This is a genomic window from Pedobacter sp. GR22-6, from assembly GCF_037402555.1.
Taxonomy (GTDB): domain Bacteria; phylum Bacteroidota; class Bacteroidia; order Sphingobacteriales; family Sphingobacteriaceae; genus Pedobacter.
Genome location: NZ_JBBEUC010000003.1, coordinates 847,373 through 867,574 on the forward strand (window position 1 = coordinate 847,373; position 20,202 = coordinate 867,574).

At 46.2% G+C, this 20,202-nt stretch carries 10 protein-coding genes; all 10 read left to right on the top strand.

Translation table 11 applies throughout. The features are described 5' to 3' along the window. Positions 1–15 precede the first annotated feature (15 nt). The 10 genes from WAE59_RS17595 to WAE59_RS17640 all read left to right on the top strand — a co-directional run bounded on the left by WAE59_RS17595 (position 16) and on the right by WAE59_RS17640 (position 20,190). Entirely contained in the window at positions 16–3,276 is a 3,261-nt protein-coding gene (locus tag WAE59_RS17595) for a SusC/RagA family TonB-linked outer membrane protein (protein ID WP_337857275.1), read from the top strand. Positions 3,277–3,289: 13 nt separating this feature from the next. Next, positions 3,290–4,765, top strand: coding sequence for a RagB/SusD family nutrient uptake outer membrane protein (locus tag WAE59_RS17600; RefSeq protein ID WP_337857276.1), 1,476 nt, complete (start codon positions 3,290–3,292; stop codon positions 4,763–4,765). 2 nt (positions 4,766–4,767) lie between these two features. Continuing rightward, positions 4,768–6,627: a fasciclin domain-containing protein gene (locus tag WAE59_RS17605; RefSeq protein WP_337857277.1), complete on the top strand. Its 1,860-nt coding sequence runs from the start codon at positions 4,768–4,770 to the stop codon at positions 6,625–6,627. 34 nt (positions 6,628–6,661) lie between these two features. Then, a complete protein-coding gene (locus WAE59_RS17610) occupies positions 6,662–8,128 on the top strand; it encodes a fasciclin domain-containing protein (protein ID WP_337857278.1) in 1,467 nt (488 codons plus the stop codon). 39 nt (positions 8,129–8,167) lie between these two features. Then, positions 8,168–11,389 (top strand): SusC/RagA family TonB-linked outer membrane protein, encoded by a 3,222-nt coding sequence (locus WAE59_RS17615; protein WP_337857279.1) that lies wholly within the window; start codon positions 8,168–8,170, stop codon positions 11,387–11,389. Between the two features lie 34 nt (positions 11,390–11,423). Further along, complete coding sequence (locus WAE59_RS17620) at positions 11,424–13,172, top strand: RagB/SusD family nutrient uptake outer membrane protein (protein ID WP_337857280.1); 1,749 nt, start codon at positions 11,424–11,426, stop codon at positions 13,170–13,172. 87 nt (positions 13,173–13,259) lie between these two features. Then, entirely contained in the window at positions 13,260–14,450 is a 1,191-nt protein-coding gene (locus WAE59_RS17625) for a winged helix-turn-helix domain-containing protein (protein ID WP_337857281.1), read from the top strand. Positions 14,451–14,646: 196 nt separating this feature from the next. Beyond that, the gene (locus tag WAE59_RS17630) at positions 14,647–15,222 is read left to right on the top strand and encodes an RNA polymerase sigma factor (RefSeq protein ID WP_337857282.1); all 576 of its coding nucleotides are present in this window, start codon (positions 14,647–14,649) and stop codon (positions 15,220–15,222) included. Between the two features lie 89 nt (positions 15,223–15,311). Beyond that, entirely contained in the window at positions 15,312–16,439 is a 1,128-nt protein-coding gene (locus WAE59_RS17635) for a FecR family protein (protein WP_337857283.1), read from the top strand. A gap of 283 nt (positions 16,440–16,722) precedes the next feature. Next, a complete protein-coding gene (locus WAE59_RS17640) occupies positions 16,723–20,190 on the top strand; it encodes a TonB-dependent receptor (RefSeq protein WP_337857284.1) in 3,468 nt (1,155 codons plus the stop codon). Positions 20,191–20,202: the final 12 nt, after the last annotated feature.

Here is a 20,202-nt window from a genome sequence, read left to right on the forward strand (position 1 = left end):
ATTGACATTATGAATATGAGACTATACACCACAGGCATAGCTACTACACTGATGTTCTTGCTGATGTCTGCGCTGAGCCTGTCGGCCCAGACCCAGGTCTTTACCGTAAAGGGAAGGGTGACCGACAGGTCCGATAAACAGCCAATCCCTGGTGCCTCCGTTACCATTATCGATAAGGATAAGCGTGTCGTTACGGGAGTTTCTACCGATATTGAAGGTAACTTCTCACTCCGCGTGACCGATAAAACTTACCGTATTTCAGTTTCTTATATTGGCTATAAGAGTACTGCTCCCTTAGTTGTGGGCGATAAGCCGGTCATCAATTTCCAGTTGGAACCTACTACCAATGAGTTGGAAGCCGTTAATATTTCCGCAAGGGCTTCGGTAGATGACGGTACAGGAATGAACCGCGACAAACGCAATTCAACTGCTGCAATTGCCAGTATCGATGCAAAGGAAATGGCCGAAATGCAGGTCTCGTCTATCGATCAGGCCCTGGTCGGACGTTTACCGGGTATGGATATCGCTGCCACTTCAGGTGATCCGGGATCACCCATGCAGATCAGGATCAGGGGTACTTCTTCTATCAATGGCGCTACAGATCCGCTGATTGTTGTGGATGGAATGCCTTTTGAGATTACGATACCTGATGATTTTAACTTCGCTACTTCCGATGACAACGCATATGGACAGCTGCTCAATATTGCACCTTCCGATATCAAAGACATCAGTGTCCTGAAAGATGCTGCGGCAACTGCCGTATGGGGATCCAGGGCGGCCAATGGTGTATTGGTCATCAATACAAAGCGGGGTTCCATGGGCCCACCAAGTATCACCTATAACTTCAAAGGTTCTTATTCGAAACAACCAACTGCGGTTCCGATGCTCAATGGCGACCAGTACTCGAGTTTGATTCTGGAAGAGTTTTACAATGCAGGCCGGCAGTTTACCGGTACAGAGGCTGCAAAGGAATTTCAGTACGATCCCAACGACCCGTTCCGCTATCACAATTTCAGCAACAACACCGACTGGATCAAGGAAATCACCCAAATTGGTTACTTTCAGGACCACAACCTACAGATTTCCGGTGGTGGTGAACGGGCAAAATACCTGGCTTCAGTAGGCTATTTTGATCAGCAGGGTACCACTAAAGGCACAGCCCTCGGAAGGATCAATGCGCGGATCAATTTGGATTATACCGTATCCGACAGATTGCGTTTCCGTTCAGATGTTTCTTATGTCCATATCGATAACGACAATCTTTACCTCAACAGCATCCGTGATGTTGCTTACCGGAAAATGCCCAATCAAAGTGTTTATGAATATGATGAATACGGTAACCTGACCTCTAATTACTTCTCACCAGTATCTACCTCACAGGGTTTTTATGCAGGTACCTACAATCCGCTGGCAATGGCCCTGGCCGCCAGCAGCCGGCAATTGGGGGAAAACATCATTCCTAAATTTAACCTGCGTTATGACATTATCCCTGGAGGTGTCCTTGTGGCAACCGGAGATTTGCAATTCAATATTGTCAACAAAAAAGTGAAAACTTTCCTGCCACAAATTGCCACGGGCAGACCATTTACAGAAAACGTGGTAAACAGGGCAGCAGATTCTGATGTAGATGAGTTTACCATCACCACTAAGACGAATCTATTGTTTAAGCCTGACCTGGGTAAAAACCATACCTTGAATGCAATGATGTCGCTGCAGTCCAACGATTACCGTTACACCATTCAGGGGCTCCTGGCTACCAACACAGCTTCCAGCAACCTTGCAGATCCTTCCATAGAAGGAAGAACAAACGTCTCCGGTTCTGCAGTATCTGCTATCACGCAGTCGCGCAGCGTAGGCGCACTCCTCAGTGCAACCTATGGCTTACTGGACCGTTATCTGGTCAGTGCGAGCATCCGTGGGGATGGAAGTTCAAAGTTTGGACCCAACAACAGATATGGCGTTTTCCCTTCGGTATCCGCACGCTGGAGGATCTCCGGTGAGCCACTCCTGAGAGGCATAAAAGGACTGGATGAACTGAGTCTCCGTGCCAGCTATGGCAAAAGTGGCAACACACCGAGAAACGATTACCGTTTCTTCAACATCTATCAAAACTATGGTAGTTCCTACCTGGGAGAAAGCGGTGTCTATTCCAGTAACATGGAACTTTCTGACCTGAGGTGGGAGACCGTAACCCAAAGCAATCTGGGATTGGACCTCGCGATATTGAAAAGCCGGCTTTACGTTACTGCAGAGATTTACCGCAAGCGCACTTCAGATCTGTTTTACCAGGGTTTGCAAATTTCTTCCTATAATGGTTATACTGGCGTAGATATGAATGTGGGTGTAATGGACAACCAGGGATGGGAGTTTAGCATCAATGGAACTGCAGTGAAAAGCAAAAACTGGAATGTAGACCTGAATTTTAACATCTCCCACAATGAAAACGTCATTCGGGAAATCTCACGTTTATATCCAAGGGAAAGCGCGAGGGCAGTAACTGCAAATGGTGTTTACAAAACCTACCTGCAGGAAAATAATCCTTTTGGCTCTTTCTACGGATTTAAATACCTGGGTGTTTATAAAGATGAAGCAGCAACCATTGCCAAGGACAAAAATGGGACACCTATTGTAGGTCCGGACGGCATACCTGTTAGAATGAACTTCGCTTATCCGGCAGTCACGTACAACTTCCAGCCTGGAGATGCCATGTATGAGGACATCAACCACGATGGTACCATTGATTACAAAGACATTGTTTACCTTGGAAACAGCAATCCTAAGCTTACAGGCGGTTTTGGTGGAAGTGTAACCTATAAAGGAAACCTTACTTTCAAAGCCTTCTTTTCCTTCAGACAGGGAATGGACCTGATCAACGGAACAAAAATGGGTACCACAAGTATGATCGGTTTCAACAATCAAAGTACAGCGGTCCTACGCCGCTGGAGAAAAGACGGCGACGAAACCGATGTGCCAAGGGCGCTGTATGGCACAGGTTACAACTCTTTAGGTTCCAGCCGCTATGTAGAAGATGCTTCCTTCCTGCGGGTAAAAAGCGTTACCGCACTTTACCGCTTTTCGAAAAACTTCCTGAAAAGGTTGGGCCTCAGTGACCTGAGTGGTTACCTGACTGCCGATAATTTATTCACATTTACCAAGTACACCGGTCAGGATCCGGAGGTTGCGGTGAGGATCACCGGCCCTTTCAGTACACTGGTCGATAATTCCATGACGCCACCGATCAAGACATTTACATTAGGTTTATCTGCTAGGTTCTAAAATGAAAACGACGATGAAAAAATTACTATACTATACCTGTCTGCTGCTGCTGCTTGCCCCGCTAAGCTCCTGCAACAAATTCCTGGATCTGAGTCCTCAGGACGGCATTACGAAGCAGGAATTTTGGAGAACGAAAGAAGATGTTAAGGCGGCTGTTTTTGGCTGTTACTCTTCCCTGCTCGCTCCGCCTCCCAATGTGAGGGATAAGGCCCTGACTGAGTATATCTTTTTATGGGGCGAACTCAGGGCAGACATGATTGGCAAAACAACCTATTCTACGGAAGAGGAAAAAAGCATCATGGACATGAATATCCTGTCTACCAATTCTATCTCAAGCTGGGCTAGTTTTTACAGGACAATAAACTACTGTAATACGGTACTCGATTTTTCACCCGATGCAAAAAAACTGGATCCCACGTTTTCCAATACAGAGTATAATCAGTATATCGGTGAAGCACTTACCATCAGGAGTCTGATGTATTTTTACCTGGTAAGGACTTTTGGCGATGTTCCACTGAAACTCATCTCTACTGCCAGGGATACAGACATTAAAGAAATTGGCAAGACAGGTCAGCAGGAAATCCTGAACCAATTGGTTGCTGATCTCAAGAAGGCCCAGGGCTACCTGCCGCTTACCTACGGAAATGACCGGGCTGATAAAGGCCGGGTAAGCCGTTTTGCGGCAGATGCATTACTTGCAGATGTTTACTTGTGGATGGAAAAATATCCGGAATGCATTCAGGAATGTGATAAAGTGCTGGCAGATACGCGATTTGGTTACATCTCCGGCAATAGCGCCTGGTACAATTCTGTCTTCTTTCTTGGCAGTTCAAAAGAAACCATATTCGAATTTTCCAATGCAACATCCGTTAACAATATTTTCTACGACCTGCTGGTCAATACCCGTAAGCGTTTCACAGCTTCCAATTTTGTCGGAACAGAAATATTCATCCCTTCAGACGATGCGGATAGTGTAGATACCAGGGGAGAGGGGACTTTTTATCTTTCCAATCTTACGATTAGCAAATACGGTACGGAAAACCCTTCTTACGTAAACTTCCAGGTGTACCGCTATTCTGACATCAAACTGATGAAGGCAGAGGCATTGGCGCTAACTTCCAGGGGTGCTGAAGCACTGGAGATTGTAAATGAACTTCGCAATATCAGGAATGCTGTAGGTGCGAGCAAAGAAAATCCGGATGCAGGAGATGCCGATGCGATCTGTGACTACATACTGGCAGAGCGGGGAAGAGAATTCGCCTTTGAGGGTAAGCGCTGGTTCGATATCCTTCGAAATGCCAAACGTGGAGGCTATACTGCCCACGGGAGGGCACTCATTGAGGGCTTTGTGGGTAAAACGGTCAGCGTAGCCTTGCAGCAGAGTGCCATCAATAAGTTGAAAGACGCCAATAGTCATTATCTGCCCATCAGCGAGACAGAGCTGTTCGCGGATACCAAATTAGTTCAGAATCCATTTTACACCAAATAACGATGATGATGAAAAAGTATGTAAGCAAAAAGCATATACCGGTTTCGGTACTGCTGTTGATCATGGTGTTCTTTATCAACGCCTGCAAACGGGAAAATTATACCCAAACCACTACAGACGATGTCAACATCACTGGTTATCTGGAAAAGTATCCGGAGAATTTTTCTATGATGACCGAAATCCTCGAACGTTCCGGTACAGCCGGCTACCTTGGGGCGTATGGGGAATACACTTTGTTTACCCCCAATAATGAAGCGGTGAAACAATGGTTGACCGGCCTGGGTAAAAATCAGGTAGCTGACATTAGTGTAGATGAGCTCAAGAAATTTGTCACCTATCACCTCATTAAGGATACCCTGAGTACCGGCCGCTTTACTGATGGCAAGATTCCAAGGTTGACTTTATTTGGACAATATTTGTATACCAGTGTAGATGAAGCGACCAGTAGTTACATCATCAATAAACAGGCGCTCGTCCTGAGGTCTAATATCATCACCGGAAATGGTTTGATCCATGTGCTCAATAAAGTGTTGGTGCCACCTGCAAAAACAGTCGCCCAGTCACTGGAAGCCAATAGCAGGTATTCTATATTTACCGAAGCATTGAAGGTAACCGGATTTTACGATTCACTGAATTACCAACTGGGCGCTGCCCCTGATACCTCGCGCAGATTCCAAACGGTAATCGCAGAATCTGATTCCGTTTTAGGTACAAAGAATATCCGTTCACTGGCAGATCTCAAAACCTTTCTCAAATCTACAAACCCGACAAATCACAAAGACAGCCTCTGGCTATATATCGCCTACCACCTCTCTCCAGGTGCCAATTACCTTTCAGACATTAAAGGGTTGAGTGCCTTGTACACGCTAGCACCTAAAGAAATCGTGACTACCAAGCTCAATAGAACAGTTGTCCTGATCAATGATGATGAATTCAACGGTGTGAAGGAACCAGGAGTTCCCTTAAACAGGGTCTACAGTGACCAGATGGCATCCAATGGAGTAATCCATGAGGCCAATGGTACTTTTAAGATTAAAGTAAGGCAACAGGTACCGATTTATTGGGATGTGGCGGAGCAGCCGGAGCTCATTGCAGCTTTAGGCTCCAATTACCGTTCAGCCGCTACCGTGACGATCAACCTGATCCAGAATGGGGCAAGTATCGCCTCGAGTATGGCCTTTGAAAATCCAACAGCCCTGGCTGCCGACAGAAGTAAATATGCTACAGACCACGCCATTGCCGTCAATAGCTCGCGTGTTTCCCATGGAGAGGACAGGCTGGTGTTTTCTATGGGGGGGGCCAACAGGCAACAATGGATTGAGATGAAAACACCTTTCCTGGTGAAAGGAAAATATAAAGTATGGGTTTGTTATGCTCAGAACGGAAGTGGCGGTGTGTTGCAGGTTTCCATGGATAATGGCACCGCTCAGCAGCAGATTTTGCCTACGCTCGTAGATTTCAGGCAAGGATTGGATGCCTCAGGTGTTGCCACAGCAAACTCTGCCGCGGCCAACGCAGATAACCTCATGCTAGCCCAGGGCTTCAAACGTTACATTGCAAATTCCAATGAATATGTCACCTTCAATGGTGCTTCTGTGCGTGGCCAGAAGCCGGTTACCGGAACGGGTTGGAATTTAAATATCGGACGTTTGGCAGGAGTAGCTGATATCCAGACTACCGATCGTCATAAGATCAGGTTTACCTGGGTAGGTGGGGCTCAAAATGACGTCAACTGGCTTGATATGGTACATTTTATACCTGTAGATGATCCTGAAGGTAAGTATCCGCTGGTAGGAAACCTTGATCAGATCTATCCACGTTTCCATACCACACCGGCCGTTCGTTTCCCACGTCCTTTATAATGAGCATGATACATTAACCATTTATAAACTTGCGATGAATAAGAAAATATATAACCTGATTGCCATCTTTAGCCTCCTCCTGCTGGCCGCCTGTAAGGACGGATGGGAAGAACACATCGAGGTAACCAATACTGCCAATCAGCAGAACCTGTTTGAGCGGATCAATTCAGATCCCAGCCTGAGTAAATTTGCGGCTTACCTTCAATCTACCAAATATGATGAGGTCCTGGCCTCTTCAAAAACTTACACCGTTTGGGTTCCTGATAATGCCGCGATCGATGCATTCAACTCAGCACATCCGGATTATTTAGCCAACCCGGTAACGCTGAGGTATTTTGTGGCTTACCATATTGTCAACACTTCCTATACCTTAAGGATGAGTGGGACAGACACCCTGCGTTTGCGGACGCTGAGCTCAAAGTATATCAATTCCATTGGTGCTTCTTTCGAGGAGACTACGGTAAGTAAAGCCAATAACTTTGCCGCTAACGGGGTATACCATATCATTAGCGGAACCGCTGACCCTAAAGACAACCTCTGGAACAGCCTTAGGTCCTATGAAAGTACGCTTCAGTACCAGGCACTCGCTTCACTGGATACTGCAGTAGTGATCAATGGCGATACGGTCATCAACCGTAATGCCCAATGGCGCAGCGTTGCTTCGGCCATGTCATCGGAGAGCAGTCAATACACCTACTTTGTACTGAACGATGCTGCCTTTAGTCAGGAAACGAATAAAATTGCTGCCTATTATGCAACAGATTACCTCCCTGGTGGACGGCGCCCGGATAGTACCACCCAATTTCTGACCCGCTTAAATATGCTGCGTGATGTACTGGTGCCCGGGCTATATACACCCGATCGTTTGCCGGATACCCTGCTCTCTGTTGCAGGTACTAAAGTGCCTGTAAAGAAGTCGGCCATTACAGGTCAGCGCCGTACCAGCAATGGGATCATTTATTTTGTAAGCGAATTGCCTTATCGTTTGAAGGACCGCGTTCCAGGGTTCAGGATTCTGGGGCAGTCACCGAGTGGCTTCAAGCAAAACGATAAATCCGGAAATATTTATTACCGTACCAAGGTCGATTCTTTGGGAAGGGTGATCAAAGACATAGAGGTTTACGGCCATGGAGTATCCGAGTTCTACATTGATTACCGCAAAACAAATACACACGTGGTCAAATACAAAGTTTATGTACAGGCAGTTTGTGGTTTGCTTGGCGATCCTCAGGTAAACGCATATACCCAGCGCTATCAGATCAGGAACCCGCTTAACGGCTTGTATACAGCGCCGGTGCTGACCAATACGGGGGCGGCAGCCAATCTGTTCACACAGACCCTGGTGCCTAAGAACTCCGATGAGGTTTACCTGGGTGAGTATACCCGCCCAAAATATGGTACCCTGGACCTCAGGCTCATTTCGGCGGCAAGCACCAGCACGAGTACCATTATCAATACTTTGATCTTGAGTTATCTGCGTTTTGAACCTGTTTTGCCTTAATCCTGTAATGTTTTGATTTCTGATTCAAAAAATAGACCCATGCATAATTTTATCCATATAAAAAAAGGAATAGTACTCTTGTCTCTGCTGGCAGCGGGCCTCACTGCTGCTCAGGCCCAGGAACGAGATACCAGCCAATATAGTACAGATACCACGACCGTAAAAATCAAAATGAAATCCCTGAAGGGTGTTAAGGTTAAAGGCTTGATCATAGACGGGAATACCGGGAATGCACTTCCGGGAGTGAATGTAACTGTAACGGACTTTTCAGCAAAAATCACTAATGAAAACGGAAGCTTTGAAATTGTAGTCCCGGATTACAGATCTGCATTACTCATCAGTCTGGACGGTTATCACAGCAAGTTGGTTCCTGTTTTCAAAGGCAAGGACCTTCGTGTCAGCCTGTATCCATTGACCTATCCCTCGATTTACCGGCAGCTCACGCTGCCAAATGGCGATAAATCTACCCTGGCACAGAGTACAAGTGCAGCTTATGTACTGAATCCTCATGGCGCATGGTCTTTAAACTCCGAAACAGCGGATACCTATCTTCAAGGTAACATACCAGGAGTAAATGTGATACGTAAGTCTTCTACCCCCGGAATAGGGGCCAATGTATTCATCAGGGGATTCAATTCACTGTATGCCAACAGCCAGCCCCTGTATGTTGTCGATGGTATGATCTACAACTCGGAATCCTTCGGCACTTCGCTCACTACAGGCCATTCAAATAATCCCCTGCAATTTTTGGATCCGCGCGACATTGAAAGCGTTAATGTCGTTAAAGATGCAGCAGGAGCAGTCGTATTTGGTTCCAGGGCTTCAAATGGTGTCATTTTTATCAAGACCCATCATGCCAGAGAACTTGCTACAAAAATCGACTTCTCCATTTCCAGCGGCATCAACCTGACACCGAAGCAGCTTCCGATCCTGAATGCTGCGGGATACCGTACATACCTTTCTGATGTACTGGTGAGTCAGGGACTGGATAGAACAGCCATCTCCGCCCTGCCTTATATGAATGATTCCAGGGCTGAATCCAATACAGAATATTATAAATACCACAACGAAACCAACTGGCAGGACCAGGTCTTCAGACAGAGTTACGATCAAAGCTATTTCCTGAGGATATTGGGAGGAGATAACATCGCAAAATACGGCCTGTCGATCAGCTATAGCAAAGATAAAGGCATTATCGACCAGACGGGCAGCACACGTTATACCGCACGATTCAACAGTGACCTGAACCTGACGAAAAAACTGACAGGAAATACCCATCTTTCCATTGGTTTCGGTGAACAGCAGCTGAAAGATCAAGGCATCTCTGCGATCAGTAACCCTATTTTTCTTTCCCTGGTCAAAGCACCCTTTCTGGCGCTTAATGATGTAAACAGCAGCGGAGATGTTTCTCCAAATCTGGCCGATGCGGATATTTTTGGCGTGAGCAATCCAAGGGCATTGATTGAAAAGGGAAATAACCTGAAAAAGGCCTATCGCTTCTTCGGATCTGTAAATTTTGATTATAAATTCAATGCACGTTTTAAATTGAGCAACCTCACCGGTATCTCTTATGACAAAACACAGGAAAGCCTATTCATGCCAAACAGGGGAGTAGCCAGTGATACGCTTTCGAATACCATAGCCAACAGCAGACTGGGTACTCAGGTGATTCGTTATTTCAGCCTGTACAATGACCTCAACCTATCTTATCAGCAGACCTTCAATAAGCACCATAAGGTACTGGCGAAAGCAGGTCTAAGGTATACCAGTAACGACAGTGAATCTGATTATGCACTGGGTTTCAACTCCGCAACGGATGAATTGGTGAGTATTGGCAACAGTGACCTGACCACCAGAATCTTTGGCGGAGGCATCGGCAAATGGAATTCCTTCAACACCTATGCTACAGCCGACTATAGTTTTGCAGACAAGTATTTGCTGACCGCTGGGTTTTCCCTGGATGGTTCTTCACGTTTCGGTCCTCAGGCTGATGCAGGACTCCGGATCAATGGGTATACCTTCGCTGTATTGCCTGCGGTGGCCGCTGCATGGATCATCAGCTCGGAAGATTTCATGAGTGGAATGAAAGACATCAACCTGCTGAAGTTCCGTTTGAGTTACGGCCTCACAGGCAATGACGATATTGGCAATTACACCGCAAGAAAAATATACCTGTCACAAAATTTATTGGGTATGCAGGGAAATGTACGTGGAAATATTGCCAATCCACAGATTCAATGGGAGCAGGTCAGTAAGTTCAATACTGGTCTGGATGCTGCATTCTTTAACGAACGGCTCAGTCTCAGCCTGGATTTCTTCATCAATAAAACCAATAAAATGCTGACCTACCAACCGGCCAACACGATTGTGGGTATTGGCAGCTATGTATCCAATGATGGCGGCATGAAAACCCAGGGACTGGATTTTGGCCTGAATGGCAGGATCCTCAACAAAGGGCTGAAATGGGATGCCGGATTAAATATTGGCAGCTATAGAAGTAAAATCACCACACTTCCACAGCGGATTATCAGCAGTTATGCCGGCGCTACATACATCAGTGCAGTAGGATCAGCGCCAAATCTTTTCTATGGACATCGTTTTAACGGTGTGTATAGCACTGCTGCCGATGCAACAGCCGCGGGGTACCGCACTTTAAATAAAAGCAATGTACTGGTTGCTTTTGGCGCAGGTGATGCCAGATTCATCAATACCGACCAGGATGCGGCGGGTGTCATTGGCGATAATGACCGCGTTGTGATTGGCGATCCCAATCCGGATATTTACGGTGGGTTCAGCAATACTTTTAGTTATAGAAACTGGTCTTTGTCGGCATTAATGAGCTTCTCCCTGGGCAATGATGTTTACAATTACACAAGGGCACAGTTGGAGTCGGCTAATGGTTATTACAATCAAAGCCAGGCCTTGCTCAATCGCTGGCGTGGCGAAGGGCAGCTGACTGAAACTCCCCGTGCTGCTTATGGAGATCCATTGGGGAATGCCCGTTTTTCTGACCGCTGGATAGAAGATGGTTCCTATGCAAGACTGAGGACGCTGACTTTGGGTTATAACATTCCCCTGAAGTCTGCTTTCTTTAAATCTGCCAAGGTTTACGGAACTGCCAATAACCTGTTTACGCTCAGTAAATACAAAGGATATGATCCTGAGTTTGGCATTTCAGGCAGCCCGTTCAGTCAGGGTGTAGACAATACGCTGGAGCCTCAGTTCAGGTCATTCCAGTTTACCCTGAGGGTAGGTTTGTAGTAATGGTTTAGTATTCAATAACAATAATAGACAGATGAAAAGATATTTTAGTGTAATGGTGGTCGCAGCTTTGCTTTTTAGCCTTGCTTCCTGTAAAAAGATGTTGGAAGTGCTTCCTGAAGATAAGCTTGACGAAAGCCAGGCCTATCGTGACCGCGCAGATGCAGACGCAGCCGTGATCGGGATTTATGGGAAATTCCTTGGCCTGAGCAAGCAGTATATTTTTATGAACGAGCTTCGTGCAGATTTGATGGACATCACTCCCAATTCTGACCCCTACATGGTAGAACTCTCTAACCATGCGGTGACTGAAGACAATCCATATGCAAGTCCTAAGCCCTTTTATGAATTGATTCTCAATTGCAACGATGCCCTGAAGAACTTCAATATCATGGTAAAAGAAAGCCGCATGAGCGTGGATGAGTACCAGAAAAGATATTCCGACATCGGCGCGTTGAGGAGTTGGTTGTACCTGCAGCTAGGGATACATTTTGGCAGTGTGCCCTATATCACTATGCCATTAGATAACGTAGAAGATGTGAAAAATATCAATAGTTATCCAAAGACCTCTTTTGATGCCTTGCTGGACTCATTGATCAATTTTACTGAAAAACTGCCTTATCAGCAGAGCTATGCCTATCCCGCAGGCAGTTCCCTGGTGGTCACCATCGATGGTAGCTCTACCAATAAGATTTTTGTGAACAAGCCTGCACTTATGGGCGATTTGTACCTGTGGAAAGGCGAGTACCTGAAAGCGGCAAGCGCTTATAAAAAGATCCTTACTTCAGAAGACAATAATCCCAATATCGATTTTATGTTCAACTACTACCGTTTGGGCTACAACTCATCCCCTTCTGCGGAGACTTCTGTATACTATACGAAATCTCAGGATGAAGGCTCCCTGATGAACAGCGTAACGACTGGTTGGAGATCGATGTTTGCCCTTCCCAATACCAATAGGAGCTGGAACTCGGAATGGGTCTGGTCTTTGCCGTACAGCGCCCAGTTAAAACCTGGAAATCCTTTTATCGAGGTCTTTTCTGCAACTTATGGAAAATATCAGCTCAAAGCATCCCAGGCAGCCATAGATAACTGGAATTCACAGACACAACGGAATGGAATTCCTTACGATGCCCGCGGAAGACTGTCCTTTACAAATGAAAACGGGAAATCTGTCATCACTAAATTTACGGATAATGCTGTAGCGCTAACCCCGCTGAATAAGGCGGGCAACTGGAACATATTGCGTGCGGCAGGTGTTCACCTGAAATTTTCCGAGGCTGCCAACCGGGACGGTAAAAGTAAGCTTGCCTGGGCATTGCTTAACGTGGGAATTCGCATCACCTTTTATGAAGGAACTTACCTTTATGGAATCAAAACCCCGGCAAACATCAGTCCGGCAAATATCGATGAGCTGAATACACAAAGGACACCTTATCCAGAGCCTTACCTATTTGATGCCAGGGACAACAGTGATGTAGCCAGGGGAATCTGGTACCGTAACATTGGAATCCGAACCAGGGCTAATGTGGTTGCCTTACCTGAAGCATTACAGACAAATGTAAACGGCCTGGAAGATAAGCTGATAGAAGAGGGTGCATTGGAACTTGCTTTTGAAGGCACACGCTGGTCAGACCTGATGCGTATTGCCAGAAGAAGAAATGATCCGGCGTTCTTAGCAGATAAAGTTTACCAGAAGTTATTAAAATCGGGTAACCCGAATGCCTCGGCTGTTCGGGCTAAGTTGATGGATCCCAACAATTGGTACCTGCCCTTTAGGTAGTCAAATATTCATCAGTAAATATGCAAGGATATCCAGGTGTGGATATCCTTTTTTGTTGATATAGCCGGGATTATTTATTTTAAGCCAATGGAACCTATTGTCTTTAGCAAATCGCAAGCACGGAAAATCATCCTTCATGCAGCCGGACTGGCCCGGGAAGCACAGTTTGGTACGGGCATCGAGGCTGTTTACCGGCTGATCGAGCACCTGGGCTATGTGCAACTGGACACAAACTACGTGGTAGAGCGTGCACACCACCATGTGATGGCCGCGCGCATCCCGGACTATCAGACCGAATGGCTGGCCGAGCTCTCTGAGGAAGGGCGTATCTTTGAATACATTACTTCAGATGCAGGCTATCTGCCCATGTCCGATTTCCGCTTTTCCTTACCCGTCAAAAAAGCTTTTGAAATGCAGGCAAAGCCCTTGAGCACCGCAGCGCTCAACCTGATGAAAAAGATCATGGACCAGGTGGAGCGCGAAGGCGCGGTCATGGTAGGCGATTTTGAAAACGACCGCCTGGAGGCCAGCTCCGGCTGGTGGGACTGGCGGCCAGCCAAGGTGGCTCTCGAAAGGTTGTACCTGAATGGAAAGTTAATGATCAGCCGTACGAAAGCTTTCCAGAAGCGTTATGACCTGCCGCTGAACCTCGTACCGCAAGACACAGACCTTAGTGTGCCGACGGCAGAGGAATATGCCCGTTTTGTTATTCGCCGTACACTGGGTGCCCTGGGGATAGCATCGGTAAAGGAAATGGCCTGGCGGGCGCGTCATGTAAAAGGAAACCTGGTCAAAGCGGAATTGGAGAAAATGAGCAAAAGTGGCGAAGTCCTGTCACTTCGTGTAGAAGATGTGAAGACTACGCTATATATGCTTCCTGATCAGGAGCAAAATATTGAATTGTCAGACGAAGTCTTTATCCTGTCCCCATTTGACATTCTGAATGTATTCCGTCATCGCCTGAAAGATTTCTTCGATTTTGATTACCAGATTGAGTGTTTCGTGCCTGCGGCCAAGCGTAAGTATGGTTATTTTTCGCTGCCTGTACTCGCTGGTGATACCTTTATCGCGAGGATGGACGCCAAGGCTGACCGCAAGCAAAAAGTGCTGCTGCTGCACAATATCCATTTTGAAGACCTAGAGCTTGATGAGGTCAGGATTGAAAAATTTGCCCGGGCATTGAAAGCGTTTGTTCAATTCAATCAATGCAGGGATATTATCTTTAAGAAATCTAATAACGATGCCTATCTGCAGGCAATCAGCTCAACTTTCCAATAGCGGCAGCTTAACAACAGATGTGATATGGTTTCCCATTAAGCAGTTCTCGCGAAATCTGGTAAAGCGGTAACTTGTTACAAATATTTAATATCCAGTTAACCTGAACTGTATAAATTTGGTCAGTTTTAGAACATGGATAATCCTTGCAATTTTTTTATAAATTGCAGTAAGGTTTAAGCCATAGTTACTTCAGACAATGAAAGATAAACTGAGAGACTTTGATGATGAGAAATTGCTTGCACTGCTGAAAACCGGTGACCATCTGGCCTATGCTGTAATCTATGATCGTTATAAAACTTTACTTTACCGTCACGCAATCCGGATCCTCAACAATCAGGAACAGGTAAATGATACGATACAGGATCTTTTCCTTTCCCTTTGGCGTGACCGGGATAAGCTGAACATAGAGCTCAAACTCTCCTCTTACCTCTACGCAGCGATCAGGAACAGGCTATTGGATCACATCGCCCGCAACAAATTCCAATCAGACTACATCGATTCCATTCAGGAGTACATCCAAAGCGCAGTACCTGTTACCGAGCAGCAGGTGCGGCTGAATGAACTGAAAAACCTGATTGAAAAAGAAGTAGAGGCCCTTCCTCCTAAAATGAGAACAATTTTCAGATTGAGCAGAAACGAAGAACTTTCTCATCGGGAGATTGCAGTTCAATTGAATGTGTCCGACCATACCGTCAAAAAGCAGATCAATAATGCCATCAAAATCCTGAAGCCGAAGATCTCTTTATTGCTGGCCATAATTCCCCTGATATAAAAAAAACTTTTTTCTTATACCAAACTACTTTTCATTCGTCATACACATAAACGAGAATAAATTGGGCCTTATTGCCTAAAATAGGTGAGATGAATAGACACGAAATTGCAGCACTGCTGAAAAAATATGAGGATGGACACATCAGCCCGGAGGAGCTCGCTTTACTGGAGTCCTGGTACAATCGACGTGCAGAAAAAGGTAGTGTAGGGCTTTCTGATGAAGAAATAGCGCTCAACCTCGACCAGATCTGGGTCAATCTGAATCCAGCACCGAGAAAGCAGAAGCGCTCTGGGGTCTGGATCTGGACTTCAGCCGCTGCAATGATATTGATGATTTCAGCTCTTTTCTTTTTTCTTAACCAGGGTGGTCCCGATGCTGCACCAACTGCCGGCCAATCAAATAGTCTCATCGTCCCAGGCAGTAATAAGGCTTACCTGACACTGGCTAACGGCAAAAAGATCAGCTTATCTGGCGGCACGAAGGGGAGGTTGGCCAATGAGAGTGGAATTAGCATAGACCAGAGTTCGGACGGGGAAATTATTTACCACATCTCCGAAGGAGCTGCATCATCCGGGGAATCTGGCTTTAACACCATCGAAACCCCAAAGGGCGGACAATATCGGCTGGTGCTGCCCGATGGAACCAAAATATGGCTTAACGCAGCATCCGTGCTGAAATATCCTGTTCATTTTGCCAGTAATGAGCGTAAAGTTGAACTATCTGGAGAAGGCTATTTTGAAGTCGCAAAGGATCATAAAAGACCCTTTAGGCTCAACACCAGTCGGCAGGAGATTACGGTACTAGGCACCCATTTCAACGTGAGCAATTACCCTGATGATGACTTGATACAGACTACGCTTCTGGAGGGCTCTGTGCGTGTAATGGACCGCTATTCCCGGAAAAAGGTCTTGTTGAAACCCGATCAGCAAGCCAATCTGAATAAAGATGAAATGCTGGTCAGTAGAGTAAATGCAGCCGAATCTATTGCCTGGAAGAACGGAGAATTCATCTTTAGTGATGAACCTCTGGGTAGCATTATGAAAAAGATCGCGCGCTGGTACGACGTAGAAATTGTCTATCAGGGTATTAGTCCGGAAGAACGCTTCGGGGGTTCAGTATCCAGATTTGAGCAGGTTTCCAAGGTTCTTGAGAAGCTGGAACTAACTGGCGGCATACATTTTAAAATCGATAAGAGACGAGTGATCGTCTCCAACTAGAGCAGGCTAAACGTAACTATAACCAGATATTCCTTTTATAAATTTAAACTTAGCGAAGATGAAACACAGATACACCTAGTCCAACTCAATGGGTTAAAAAAACAAACGTGCCCCGATTCGCCGTCGGGACACGCCAATCGTTTGAGTCAACCCGAATCCTAATGGATTCTATTATTGCAGAATAAATCATGTATTAACCCAAACTTGGTTCAAAGTTATGAAAATTTATACTTTTAACTTAGGTCTGCTATGTTTATGGCGACCGAACAAAATGCTATTGGTTATGAAAATAACAACCATTTTGCTTTTATCTCTGATCATGCAGGTAAGTGCGAGCACGTACGGACAAAAGCTGAACCTGCAAAAGCAGAACAGCAGCCTGAAAGAAATCTTCAGGGAGATCAAAAAACAAACGGGCTACAATGTGGTCTGGAAATCCCGGCAATTGGAGAAAACACATACTGTTGATGTCAATTTCCAGGATGTCGAACTTGAGCAGGCTTTGGAAACCTTGCTCTATCCTCAGCAATTAGGTTACATCATTAAGGATGAAACTATTGTTATCAATACCATTAGTCCCCGGCCAGGGCCGAGGCCGATTACTGTTGTACAAAACATTACAGTTGCCGGCAGGGTTTTGGATGAAAAAGGTCTTCCCCTGGCAGGTGCCAGTGTGAAGATTAAGGGAAGTAATGTTACCGTGGCTACGGATACCGAAGGCCGGTTCCGCCTGGAGAATGTAGTTGAAAATGCGGTACTGCAAATCTCCTTCGTCGGGTACCTGAGCCTGGAAGAAGCTGTCGCAGGACGCCGGAATTTGGAGCTGCGGCTGCAACCCGATCTGCAGCAGTTGGAACAACTGGTGGTGGTGGGGTACGGAAGTCAGAAAAAGCTGAACCTGACGGGGGCGATTGACCAGGTAGGAGCCGAGGTTTTTGAAAACCGTCCGCTGCCCAATGTGACCAGGGGACTCCAAGGTGTGATTCCGAATTTAAATATCCGGATGACAGATGGCAAGCCAACCAGGGGAGCCACCTATAATGTGCGGGGCACCACATCCCTTTCCGGAGGCAGCGCCCTGGTCCTGATCGACGGTGTCGCGGGGGATCCCGGCTTACTGAACCCAAACGACATTGAGAATATCACGGTGCTGAAAGATGCCGCCTCGGCAGCAGTGTATGGTGCACGGGGTGCTTATGGCGTAGTGTTGATCACTACCAAATCGGCAAAGAATGAAAAGCTTCAGATTCGTTTCAATAGCAGTTACGCGCTCAATCAGCAAACCGTAGAACCCAAAATGGTATGGGATGGTTATACCTGGACTAAAATGTTTAATGAATCTTTCCAGGCATATAACGATTATACCTCTACGCCTACAGGCATCAATAATGCCTTCCCCTTCTCACTGAGTTACCTGGATTCGCTCCGCTACCGGGCCGAAAATCCCGGCCTGGGGCTGCCGGATATAGGTATCAACCCCAGCAATGGCAGGTATGTGTATTACGGAAATACCGACTGGTTAAAAGAGTTGTACAAAAATGTCACACCAGGCTTTGAACAGAATATCAGCATTTCCAATGGAAATGAGAAAATGAGCTATTTCATTTCCGGGCGCTACTACAAGCAAAATGGCATTTATCGCTATAATCCTGACGATTTCAATAAATACAACTTCCGGGCTAAAGGCGACATCAAACTAAACAGCTGGCTGAAATTGTTCAATAACCTTGACTATTCGGCCTTTGATTACCGTGAACCCCTGAACTCAATCTATCAGAATCACATCTTGCGGAACATAGCCGATCAGGGCTTTCCCGTAGCCATGATGAACAATCCGGATGGAACACTGACACAGCATGCAGCCTTTACGCTGGGCGATTTTAAAACAGGCAACAGTAACCGCTCGGAAAACGAAAACATGCTAAGGAACACTACTAGCCTGAAGGCAAACTTGCTGGACAATAAGATCAACATCAATGCAGATTTTACTTTCATGCAACGCAATAGACAAGTGCAGAACCAGGTATACCCGGTAAGTTATAGCAATTCGCCGGGAGTGATCGAGACGGCTGGAAACAATTACCTCCGCCAGGATCTCCGAACCGAACAGTATTATGCCAACAATATTTTTGGCGATTACAAAATGGAATGGGGCAAGCACTATTTTAAAGGTATGCTGGGCTACAACCTGGAATATTCAAGGGCTCGGAACAACCGCTTTCAACGGGACGGATTGTTGAATCCGGAGCTGCCGGACTTCAGTTTGATGGATGGCTTGAATTATACCGCTACAGGCGGTGGAAATGACTGGGGAATTATGGGGGCGTTCTACCGGCTCAACTATATTTATGACAGCAAGTACCTCTTCGAATTCAATGGAAGGTATGATGGTTCATCTCGTTTTCCAAAAGATCAGCGCTTCGGCTTTTTCCCTTCGGCATCTGCAGGCTGGCGAATCTCTGAAGAATCTTTCCTCTCGGGATCGAAAAACTGGCTGGATAACTTGAAGGTCAGGGCATCTTATGGAAGTTTGCCAAATGGGGATATTGACGACTACCTGTTCATTACCACTCTGGCAGCAACAAGATCGGGCATGCTGCTGGACGGCGTATTTCCTTCACAGATCAATAAGCCGGAGGTATTGCCAAATAAACTGACCTGGGAAACCTCTACCACCTTAGATTTTGGACTTGACCTCAACTTATTCCGAAACCGCATAAGCTTTGTATTTGATTGGTACAGCAGGAAAACCACGGATATGTTTACCGCCCTTCAGCCGCTGCCCAGGACTTTCGGCGCTACGGTACCCAAAGGTAACAATGCAGACCTGGAAACTAAAGGCTGGGAACTAACACTGGGCTGGGCCGATAAGATAGAAATGGCAAAACCTCTGGCTTACAACATCCGTTTAGTACTTGCAGATCAGGATGCCTACATCACCAAGTTCAATAACCCAACTCTAAACCTGGGCAGTACCTATTACCCTGGCATGAGGTTAGGTGAGATCTGGGGATATACCACGGAGGGTTTGTTTCAAAATGTGGAAGATGTACGTAACCATGCGGATCAGAAATATATACGGACTTCTTCCGGCAACAATTACCTTCCCGGGGATATCAAGTTTGCCGACCTGAATGGAGATGGGGTAATAAATGACGGTAAGAATACGCTGACCGATCCGGGTGACCGCTCAATTATCGGTAATAGCCAATTGCGGTATACCTACGGGGTAAACCTGGGCCTTAACTGGAATAATTTTTCTTTGGACGCCTTTGTACAGGGGGTTGGGAAGCGCGACTGGTGGCCCGGCACAGAAGCAGGATATTTCTGGGGTCAGTATAACCGGCCATATGGTTTCCTGCCAGAGCACATTTTGGGCAACTATTGGACGCCGGAAAATCCCGATGCTTATTTCCCGAGATACAGGGGCTATCTGGCTCAAAATGGCACCGGTACACTGCGCGTTACACAGACCCGTTACCTGCAGGATGCCAGTTATGTGCGCTTGAAGAACCTGACGATAGGTTACAACCTTCCAAAGCCATGGCTGGAAAAGACAGGGATTTCCAGCGCAAAGATATATGTGAACGGCCAAAACCTCTGGACCTATTCACCGATGTACAAGATCACCAAAAATTTCGATCCTGAAGTGATAGAAGGTGCCGACCCGGAAATCAATTCCGGAAATGGAAACGGTTACCGTTACCCTATGCTCAGGACTTTCACATTCGGACTAGACATCAGTTTATAATCAGCATAAGAC